Annotated in this window: 9 protein-coding genes; 5 read left to right on the forward strand and 4 right to left on the reverse strand. The window is 39.9% G+C overall.

All coding sequences use genetic code 11. The annotated features are described in order from the left end of the window. The first annotated feature begins 1,088 nt into the window (after positions 1-1,088). The 3 genes from ACOT1A_RS21305 (at position 1,089) to ACOT1A_RS21315 (ending at position 4,633) form a co-directional block, all read left to right on the forward strand. The gene (locus ACOT1A_RS21305) at positions 1,089-1,250 is read left to right on the forward strand and encodes a hypothetical protein (RefSeq protein WP_001371949.1); all 162 of its coding nucleotides are present in this window, start codon (positions 1,089-1,091) and stop codon (positions 1,248-1,250) included. 1,128 nt (positions 1,251-2,378) lie between these two features. Further along, positions 2,379-3,632 (forward strand): ParA family protein, encoded by a 1,254-nt coding sequence (locus ACOT1A_RS21310; RefSeq protein ID WP_001050364.1) that lies wholly within the window; start codon positions 2,379-2,381, stop codon positions 3,630-3,632. Then, the gene (locus tag ACOT1A_RS21315) at positions 3,629-4,633 is read left to right on the forward strand and encodes a ParB family protein (protein ID WP_001278838.1); all 1,005 of its coding nucleotides are present in this window, start codon (positions 3,629-3,631) and stop codon (positions 4,631-4,633) included. Before ACOT1A_RS21310 ends, ACOT1A_RS21315 begins: the two co-directional genes overlap by 4 nt. A 61-nt stretch (positions 4,634-4,694) precedes the next feature. On the opposite strand, the gene ACOT1A_RS21320 is transcribed toward ACOT1A_RS21315, so the two are convergent. From ACOT1A_RS21320 to ACOT1A_RS21335, 4 genes are read right to left on the reverse strand one after another with little or no spacing between them, the layout of a single operon-like run. Continuing rightward, entirely contained in the window at positions 4,695-5,084 is a 390-nt protein-coding gene (locus ACOT1A_RS21320) for a hypothetical protein (protein ID WP_000815011.1), read from the reverse strand. Continuing rightward, entirely contained in the window at positions 5,081-5,602 is a 522-nt protein-coding gene (locus ACOT1A_RS21325; protein ID WP_000598517.1) for a hypothetical protein, read from the reverse strand. The genes ACOT1A_RS21320 and ACOT1A_RS21325 overlap by 4 nt, the downstream gene beginning before the upstream one ends. After that, the gene (locus ACOT1A_RS21330; RefSeq protein ID WP_000700976.1) at positions 5,595-6,431 is read right to left on the reverse strand and encodes a hypothetical protein; all 837 of its coding nucleotides are present in this window, start codon (positions 6,429-6,431) and stop codon (positions 5,595-5,597) included. Before ACOT1A_RS21330 ends, ACOT1A_RS21325 begins: the two co-directional genes overlap by 8 nt. After that, on the reverse strand, positions 6,428-7,375 hold the full coding sequence (locus ACOT1A_RS21335; RefSeq protein WP_000718595.1) for a metallophosphoesterase: 948 nt from the start codon (positions 7,373-7,375) through the stop codon (positions 6,428-6,430). Before ACOT1A_RS21335 ends, ACOT1A_RS21330 begins: the two co-directional genes overlap by 4 nt. A 363-nt stretch (positions 7,376-7,738) precedes the next feature. Here ACOT1A_RS21335 and parM point away from each other — a divergent pair, with 363 nt between their 5' ends. Then, entirely contained in the window at positions 7,739-8,776 is a 1,038-nt protein-coding gene (gene parM, locus ACOT1A_RS21340; RefSeq protein ID WP_000818954.1) for a plasmid segregation protein ParM domain-containing protein, read from the forward strand. 11 nt (positions 8,777-8,787) lie between these two features. Next, positions 8,788-9,426, forward strand: coding sequence for a hypothetical protein (locus ACOT1A_RS21345; RefSeq protein WP_012695436.1), 639 nt, complete (start codon positions 8,788-8,790; stop codon positions 9,424-9,426). Positions 9,427-9,508 lie beyond the last annotated feature (82 nt).

Raw genomic sequence — 9,508 nt, forward strand, 5'->3', positions numbered from 1 at the left:
TTGCTCCCTTAATACGAAATGCGCCTGCTGATAAAGATTAAAGTCACATCACTGCATACCGGTCTGCCGACTCCGGTGCATGGCCTTTTCCGATAATCACAAGGACGGACGGGTGATTATATCTGTGCATAGTATGTCTGAGCAGCATCAGAAGGCACTGTCAGCCGCTGGCAGATTTAACCCCCTTAATCGCCAAACTGGGATCAGTCCTGATAGTGTCCTTCCGTCCTGGAGAGGGTTGCTAACACTTGTTCCCATGATACGAAATGCGCCAGCTGATACAGATTAACGTCTCATTGCCCATGCCGGTCTGCCGACACCGGTGCATGGCCTTTTCCGATATTCGCAAGCACAGATGCTTGATTTTTTCAGGGTGTAATATACCTGAGCAGCATCTGAAGGCACTTTCAGTCGCTGTCAGATTTAACACCCTTAATCGCCAATCTGGGATTTTATGATGTTAACCTCCAGTTCAAGACCCTTGCTCCCATGATGCGAACCTTGCCACCTGATAAAGATTTACGCCTCATTCCTGTATGCAGGTCTTACGACTCTAGTGCACGGACAATTTTCGGTCATAACAAGACCTGGCGGAAGATTTAATCAGGCGTGGTGTGACTGAGCAGAAGCTGGGGCAATGTCAGCCGCTGGCAGAAAAAACCCTTATTCGCCATCTCAAACCGTCATTATGGGTAGTCCTTTTAACTTTCTCAGGACCATTAAGCTTAAACTCCGTTTAGAGAATGACGTAAGATTTAGGCTAAGCAGGTTAAGTGATCCCTCTCCCGGGTTGAACACTATATTCATCGTACGAGCGGAAGATTGTCCTTCGGGAAATATTTCTTAAACACCGCTCGGGATCTTATTGCCACTGGCGGATTTAACCCCCTTAATCGCCATACTGGGGTTCTGTCCTGATGCTGGCCTTCAGTTCTGGGCTTGGGTTGCTATCGCTTGCTCCCATAATGCGAAATGTGCCTCCTGATACAGATTAACGTCATATTCCTGCGTGCCGGTCTGCCGACACCAGTGCACGGGCTTTTTTCGGTCATCACATTTCCGGGCAGGAGATTCTATCAGGGCGTGGTGTGACTGAGCAGCAACTGGGGCACTGTCAGCAGCTTGCAGATTTAACACCCTTAATCGCCAAACTGGGATTCTGTTCTGATGTTGACCTTCCGTTCTGGGCGGGCTTTGGTTTACTAACACTTACTTCCATAATACGAAATGTGCTTGATGATGCAGATTAAATTCACATTACTGCATACCGGTCTGCCGACACCGGTGCATGGGCGATTTCCGACGATCTCAAGAACATATGGGAGATTATATCAGGGAGAGTAGTATGCCTGAGCAGCATCTGAAGGCACTGTCAGCCGCTGTGAGATTTAACCCCCTTAATCGCCAAACTGGGGTTCTGTCCTCATGCTGGCCTTCAGTTCCGGGCTGGGTTGCTATCACTTGCTCACATAATGCGAAATGTACCTGCTGATACAGATTAACGTCATATTCCTATATGCCAGTCTGCCGACATCAGTGCTTGGGCTATTTTCGGTCAAAACAAGACCTGGCGAGAGATTTAATCAAGCGTGGTGTGACTGAGCAGCAGCTGGGGGCACTGTCATCCGCTTGCAAATTTAACCCCCTTAATCGCCAAACTTGGGTTCAGTCCTGATGTTGGCATTCCGTTCTGGGCGGCGTTGCTATCACTTGCTCCCATTATGCGAAAAGTGCCTGCTGATACAGATTAACGTCATATTCATGCATGCCGGTCTGCCGACACCAGTGCACGGGTTTTTTTCGGTCATTACAATACCGGGCAGGGGATTAAATCAGGGCGTGGTGTGACTGAGCAGCAGCTGGGACACTGTCAGCCGCTGGCAGATTTAACCCCCTTAATCTCCACACTGGGGTTGCCTCCTTAAGTTGGGTTTCATTTCGGGGTGAGGTTGCTAACTCTGCTCCCATAATTCGTAGTGTGCCTCCTCAAGAGATTAACACCTCATATCTTTAGACTGGACTGACGACAACGGTTCACAGTTAGGAAACGTATATCAGCACACCGGTGAGATAGATTTTAGGGTCTAAGCAAGAAATAGGGTAGGCGTGAAGATTCATTAATGGAGCTCTTAACTTCAAAGCGTAGAGAAGGAGACAAGAATCGTGGTTTAAACAGGTTGTGCATTAGGTATGGACTAGAGAGTCTGAGCTCACATCTGCAAGTTAAGCTCACAAAAAATCATAAAAAAGTAAACAAACATTAGCTTAAGATTGAAACTAAGGATAGAATTGTACGCATAACAAGGAAATGGACGCATTATACGTAAAGTTTACATATATGCGTAAAAGTCGGTTTTCAGTGCAAAAAGGTCATAACCATGAATTTACTTGAAAAGATCGCCCTCGTTGGTCAGCGCATGAAAAGCGAGCAGATTTCTCTAAAGGAATCTCTGATGGCTTCATCAAGAGTATCTGTTTCTGATGATAGTGTTGATGGTGTTGATAGACTGATCTATAACCACTGTTTGAATAAAAAAAATCTCTCTGATTTTTTTGGGAAGTCACGAGTAACGTTCAATAAAATACTTTCGGACTTAGAAGAAAAAGAACTTGTTGGTGCACCTATTTATCAAAACAAAAATCATCTTTACACCCGCTGGGATGTTCAAAAAATAATGGATGCCCTGGGTTATCCCAAGTACCGCGATCATTACTTTAGCAGAGCTATTGTTACTCAGAATCATAAAGGCGGTACAGGGAAAAGCACTACATCTGTAGCTTTAGCAGTAGCAGCTGCTTTAGATCTACAACTCAATGCACGTGTATTAATGATCGAATGGGACCCACAAGGTTCGATTGGAAGCAGCATGATTCAAAGTGTCTCAGAAGATGATGTCTTCCTTACAGCAATTGATGCAATCCTTGGAATTTATGAAGAAAATTCTGAGTATAAAAAATATTTAGATTCAGGATTCTCTGAAGAAGAAATCATCACTAATATGCCTTTTTCAACGCATCTGCCAAACTTGGACGTAATAACGGCTTTTCCGACAGATGCTCGTTTTAAAGATAAATACTGGCAATGTTCTAGAGAAGAACGTACGTCTTTGTTACTACGTTTCAAGGAAGTTATCTTACCGGTACTGAAGCAGAACTATGATTTGATTATTATAGACACTCCACCTGAAGATTCACCTTTGATCTGGGCTGCTGACGAAGCGGCCGATGGGATTCTTGTCGCAGTGTCACCACGTGAATATGATTACGCCTCTACTACAGACTTCATGCTTACAATAAGTGAAAGGTTTAAACAATCACCAAGTAAGGGCGACAATTTAAAATGGTTCAAAGTTCTTGCTGTCAATGTAGATGACAAAAGTCCATATGAAAGAATAGTTTTGGATAAATTAATCAGAACTGTTCAGGACCTTTTGATGTCCGCTAACATAAAAAATTCTGAAGCATTTAAGGCAGCTGCTTCCAAAGGGCGTACAGTGCTTGATATCAAAAAATCAGAGGAACTTTGTTCCGCAAAGCAGCTTGATGTCGCAGAAGAATCTGTATTACAGGTATATCAGCAATTTATAAATGAAATAAAAAGTTTTTCAGCTAAGCAAGGAGTTAACGCATGAGCGATGAGCAACATATCGGGAATGATAAATCTCGATATTTAAACGCACCAAAGCGGACAGAAGTCGGTCACCGTTCAGGTCTTGCGGGTTTGAAAACAGCACCTCGCATAAAAAAGTTATTCACTCTTCATAAGGGCCGGAGACTTGAAGCGGAACATGTGATTGTTCCAGCCCAGAGAGTGGAGAAGGAGACCTTAGTCCATCCAGCGAACCCACGAAATCAAGAAGCCCTTACAGATTATTCTGTTAGAGATATTCTTAAGCAGATTGAAGAAAGAGGGGTCGATACCGAAGGGATCGCTGTAAAAAGAGATGGGGTTTATTTATTAATAGAAGGAAGTCGCAGACGTTTCTGCTGTATAAAGGCAGAAAAGGATCTCCCCCTGTGGGTTCTTCCGGATGAACTAACCGAAGATGATATAAATTCAATTATATCCGCAGCACAAACATCTCGAAAATTTTCATATAGAGAAGTTGGGTTTCAATTTATCAAAAAAATGGAAGAAAAAGGATTTTCTACTAATGAAGAACTCGCAGCATATCTTGGGATTAGTCATGTATCGGTAGCCAAAAGAATCCAGGCGGCCCGTATTGACGAAACATTGATCTCTTTATTCCCGGATTATGAAGGAATCCCGAACTCCTATTATAGTCGCTTGTCTCGTTTACAGAAATATGTGCAAAAAAATCTATTTCCTTTAGATGAAGTAATAGATAATGTTAAAGAGGAAACAAAAGATTTAGACATTGGAGATCTCCAGGTTGCTCAAAAAGTTGTAATGGAAAAAATCACACAATCTGTGGAAAGTGTTTGTGAAAAAACTTATTCCACAAAATGGGAAACAAGTGATCTTATTACTTTTGATAACAAAGATAAGTATGCAAGAATCAGTAAAAACAATACTGGTAGAAAAATTCGCTTTGAATTCAATAGGATAAATGCGGGTTTTATTAAGGAACTAGAGGAGTTCATAAAAGAAAAATTAAAAGTATCAGAATAAATATTGAACTGCATCTTTATGATGCAGTTCATATGATTTATATTTTTAATTTCTTGTTATATTAATATGGGGTGTGCGCAGGTTCAGACATATAAGGTCTTAGTTCTATATGAACAGAAGCGCCATTCCCATCATTTACTACGTTTAAAGGTGCTTTTCCCGGCAATGACATAGTTGCAACGTCAGGTCCAGAAACAGCAAAATTATTTTCTGCTGAAGGCATTACTGTAAAAATCTTTATAGCAACATTTTCATGTCTAAATAATGAAATCCCAAAAGTAGAACCAGCTTCGGTATTGCTCACGTCCACAACCACAGGGGTTTTTCCTAGATATTCATTAGTTAGTATGTTTTTTACTAATGCCCCTTCCGGGACAGTATAGATACGGTATGGATATGCTAAAGCCGTGTGACAAAAACATATTAAAATAACAATTAATGTTTGTTTCATAGATTATCCTCATTCAAAAATAAAAGATATAACTCTTGAAAATCGTGGTTAGTAATTAGGTCCGCTTTTCCGGGAAAATCGTAACTAACAGAAAATAAAAGCGAAAGCGAATCTTTTCCTTTTGCTTTGGGAGAGATTCTGCTAAAAGCACGGTTAATAAACATAAGTTGATCTTCATTGTTGAAGCAAAGTCCAAGCATTCCAACCGTAGGAACTACGAATGTGCTTACGCTGCCTGGGGGCAAAAGTTGCTTACTACGGGCATTGTAAGCACAACGACTACCACCTAGCGTTAGGCCTGAAAGCTCAATAAAACTTCTGGTTCCATTCTTGGCGACAAGCCAAACATCAGTTCCTGAACTTTCGACACGTAAAGTAACTTTTCCGTCAGTAAAGGCCTCACTTTTATTGTATAGAATAGGGTCAAAACCAACTGTCGGGAGTTCTTCGATTTTACTTTCTACTGACTGACAACCAGTCAGTAATGCAAACAATAAAAGTGTGATAACTTTAATCATCCCGCTTCCTTAGATTGTTTTTGGCGCTCGTTATAAAAGATAATGATTCACCGGGGTAGAGAATTGTTTCTTTCGTCCAATAACCATAACCACCGAGGATATTTTTTCTTTTCTCAATATAAACGGGTTCAGAAAATACTAAATGTTGATATTTAGGAAGAGATAAGATTTCATATTTTCCTTGTCCAACTAAGAGGTAATTCTTCTCTTTAGGATTGATGGTTACTGGATTACCAACACTTTGAGGTATGTTAAGTTTTTTTATATTTAGGTCAGAATAGTCAGGAACGGACACTTGATCATTAGACGTATTTCCGGGAAGAGTAAACCCTTTACCCTGATCCGGTCCAAAGATGGCAATTATATCTTTGTTGTTTCTTGTGATCGAAACGATAGCCTGAAGGGGCGTATTAGCAAGGTCATTTATAAACGATATAGTTAGACTTGATTTTGGCTCGACCCAAACAATGCTTTTTCCGGATGTGCCTTCGCTTAATGCAATTTTTTCATTTAGTAAGATTTTATTTTTGGCAATGATATTATACTCAAGTTTTGGTATCACAATAAAAAGTGATTCTTTATTTGAAACATTCATGATTTCTAAGAAATTGGTTTTGGTCATGCTGGTCTTTAGAACAGGCCTATATTTACCATTTATAAACCACCTTCCGTTTATAAGCTCCGCTTTAGCAGATATAAGTGAATCACTTTTCTGTGCGGCAGAAGAAAAAGCATCTTTTCTATGCTCTTTCTCTTGATGTGGTGCAGCTGCTGCGTGAAGATGCAAAAGTAATGTTGAAATTGAGATAATCTTCCAATTTATCTTCATCTTGTTACCTCAATGTTGTTTTCAATCGAATCGAGTTCTAAAGGATAGGTTTTAAGTGAATAAAACTTGTTTGTTGTTTGTATTAGCTGATGACACAATAAAACTGGATTGTTCTTCATGATTATTTCTACTAATGTAAGTGCTGGTGAGTCAGTTTGCGGTATACCCGGAGCAACTATTACCTGGTCTTCTAATTTTGACATATAGAGTGATCCAGTATTTATATGCAAACAATTACCGATCAGTACTGGAAGATTGTTTTGAGTACGACCATGGGCTTTTCGAATGCTGTTTACAGGATTCCTACCTAGGACCATAAGGTTGACGTCATTTATCATCATTGGTATTACGGCATGGTCCATACCGAATAGAAACTGGCTCTGAAAAATATTCACATTGGCATAGTTGAATGCTTGAAGCGCATTATAAGTATCAGTGAATGATGTGCGGATAGGGGCGTAATCAGAAGGGCAAACCCCAATTTTTATATCGCCTTTTAGTAAAATCTGCATCATCGTACCAAGCTGGGTATTAAGAAGTTTTTTTACCTCTTCCTCTAAATAGTAACGATTCACAGCTTTATGCCACTTTCCGCCCATTACACACCATCTCTCATTGAGGTATGTGCTGGGGTAAAATGTTCTCCGGTCTTTGTTTAATGGTAACAATTTTTTTAACATTTCTTCTCCGGCTCCGGCAGCTGAGAAATGCCTCACAAAACGTCCATCGAAAAAGCCACTGTTTATCGCCTTCATCAATTCTATGGGTTCCGGCCCATAGTCAAACAAATTTCCAGTAGAGAAAATTACTATCTCTTCTTCTGGCTTTGTAACTGATTGGATCAAGTTGCACAGCGCAGAGTAATGTCCATGAGGATCTGCCAGAAAGAAAATCCTTCCGGAGAAGTTTGTAAGGTCTATAGTTTGGACGTGCTCAGCTGCCATAAATTCCTCTACGTATGTTTACATCGATGATACGGTATTTCGAACTATGATTTTTTTACAAAAAGGCGTCATTTTGGATTCTAAGCCTAAGGACCTTTGTTACTTACAGGTAAAGGCCCCAGTCCTGGCTCTCAAACAGTTCATACTTAGGATGCAAAGTAACTTTCTGATTATAATTGGCTCCTTTATAAACATGGTTAATACATGAATACAGGAAATTTAACGGTAAGGTATTTAAAATGGAAGGATGCTGAAATAACATAGACTTACGTATTTTTTTAATAGTGTTAATGTTGATAATAGGTCACCATTAATGTATAAAGTTAATATCTAATATGGTCCTATTAATAAAAGAGAGTTTTTATGGCTGAACTATTAAAATCTGAAAGTCCTGTTTCACCATCAGTGCAGGATATCACTGAAGCTTTAAAAATCGTTGTCGATGATGGAAGTAAAGCTGCAAAACTGGTTTGTCTTAATGAAAGAAACGAATTAGTTCCCTTGCTTACACAAAATAGTTTTGTTCCAGATTTCCGTGTTCGCCATGAGGGTCTCAATCCTTTTAACTATCTTATTGATGGGCTGGAAAGGTTTTCGCATCACAGCGAATCTAGTAACTCACTGGAATCGACTGATGTATCTCACCAATACGATGAAATTAGCCGGTTAAATGTTCACCATGCACTTCATGCTTCTGGTTTAGTTCCTCAGGATGTTCACCTCTTTGTTACTTTACCACTTAGCCAGTTCTATACTGCTTTAGGGGAAACGAATATTGAAAATATTCAGAGAAAAAAAGATAATCTGATGAAACCAGTAGAGCGTTATCTTGACGGTAAACGCTATTCTTTTAACGTTTTGTCTGTGACTGTTTTCCCTGAATCTTTACCAGCTGTGACCCGGGCAGATGAAATTGAGGATATTGCTTCATTTGAATCAAGTTTGGTAATTGATCTTGGTGGTACTACTCTTGATGTTGCAAGTATTACTGGGCAATTAGAACAGATTTCGAAAGTAAAAGGTTTTGACCGTATTGGTTGTTCTATTGTTTACGATGAGATCAGCAGGTATCTTGAATCTGAGAAACTGAATACGAGTAATGCTTACATTCATCATCTTGTTGATAATCGTCATGATAAATCAGCTTTGAAGGTTGCAGAGGACAAGCGTGACGGTGTTTTTGATGCGGTAAACTCTGCGGTACAGAAGTTGCAAAGTAAAGTAATCAGAGCGGTTACACAAGTCGAAGAGAGGCCTCATAATGTTTTCCTTGTTGGGGGAGGTTCATATCTCATCGAAACAGCTATTCGTAAACATTTTGAAACGGCTAAAGTTATCATGGTAGACAATCCGCAGTTCGCATTATCTTTGGCAATTGCTGATACTATTTATTCAGAATAATGAGCTAGAACATGGCTAAATACCCTATCTCAAATAAGGCAGATAACGACCGGATTCAGATCCGGTCTTTCTGGATATCCGAAAGAAAAGCACCCTATGTTTATAGTTTCTTGAAAAAAACAGAACTTTGTCATAGGGGTGACCAACTGGATTTAATTAGGTCGGCTATTAGTACCGGGTTGGTATTAAATAATTTATTTCCTGACTTGGCAAATTTTATAAATGGTTTAAACGAAAGATTAACACTTGCAGATCTTAATAGGTTTCTGAATGATGGAAATACTATAGATACTGAACCTAAGCCTCCTATTAATGTATTGCTAGAGAATGTCTTAGATCAAAAGTTTAAGGAGTATTTAACACCTCTACAATTAGATAATTCAAAGCAGGATTCTGTTTCTGTAAAAGAAACCTTCCTTGTACAAAAGGAACATGCCTGCTTTGGTGTGAAGATTGAAAATGAGGGAAGCGATACCTCTATACCATCTGAAAGCCCACTTTCTTCAGGTGCATCCAAAATTTCAAAAGAAAAGTCCATTTCCTCTGTGGTGCCAGTGCTAGAAAAAGTATCGGATGAAAATCAAACCGCCTCCATAAGCATAAAATCTAAAGCTAAGGCAAACAAGCGACTAGCGACTTTGGCAAGATAGGGCTTTGTTGAATAAATCAGATTTCGGGTAAGTCTCCCCCGTAGCGGGTTGTGTTTTCAGGCAATACGCACGCTTTCAGGCA

The sequence above is a fragment of the Enterobacter cloacae complex sp. SYL003 genome (genome assembly GCF_049236925.1).
In the GTDB taxonomy this organism is placed as follows: Bacteria; Pseudomonadota; Gammaproteobacteria; order Enterobacterales; family Enterobacteriaceae; genus Enterobacter; species Enterobacter intestinihominis.

What these genes read in the sequence shown, in the direction of transcription:
- ACOT1A_RS21310 (WP_001050364.1), top strand. Translation starts at nt 2,379, where the DNA reads ATGAATTTACTTGAAAAGATCGCCCTCGTTGGTCAGCGCATGAAAAGC.
- ACOT1A_RS21315 (WP_001278838.1), top strand. Translation starts at nt 3,629, where the DNA reads ATGAGCGATGAGCAACATATCGGGAATGATAAATCTCGATATTTAAAC.
- ACOT1A_RS21320 (WP_000815011.1), bottom strand. Translation starts at nt 5,084, where the DNA reads ATGAAACAAACATTAATTGTTATTTTAATATGTTTTTGTCACACGGCT.
- ACOT1A_RS21325 (WP_000598517.1), bottom strand. Translation starts at nt 5,602, where the DNA reads ATGATTAAAGTTATCACACTTTTATTGTTTGCATTACTGACTGGTTGT.
- ACOT1A_RS21330 (WP_000700976.1), bottom strand. Translation starts at nt 6,431, where the DNA reads ATGAAGATAAATTGGAAGATTATCTCAATTTCAACATTACTTTTGCAT.
- ACOT1A_RS21335 (WP_000718595.1), bottom strand. Translation starts at nt 7,375, where the DNA reads ATGGCAGCTGAGCACGTCCAAACTATAGACCTTACAAACTTCTCCGGA.
- parM (WP_000818954.1), top strand. Translation starts at nt 7,739, where the DNA reads ATGGCTGAACTATTAAAATCTGAAAGTCCTGTTTCACCATCAGTGCAG.
- ACOT1A_RS21345 (WP_012695436.1), top strand. Translation starts at nt 8,788, where the DNA reads ATGGCTAAATACCCTATCTCAAATAAGGCAGATAACGACCGGATTCAG.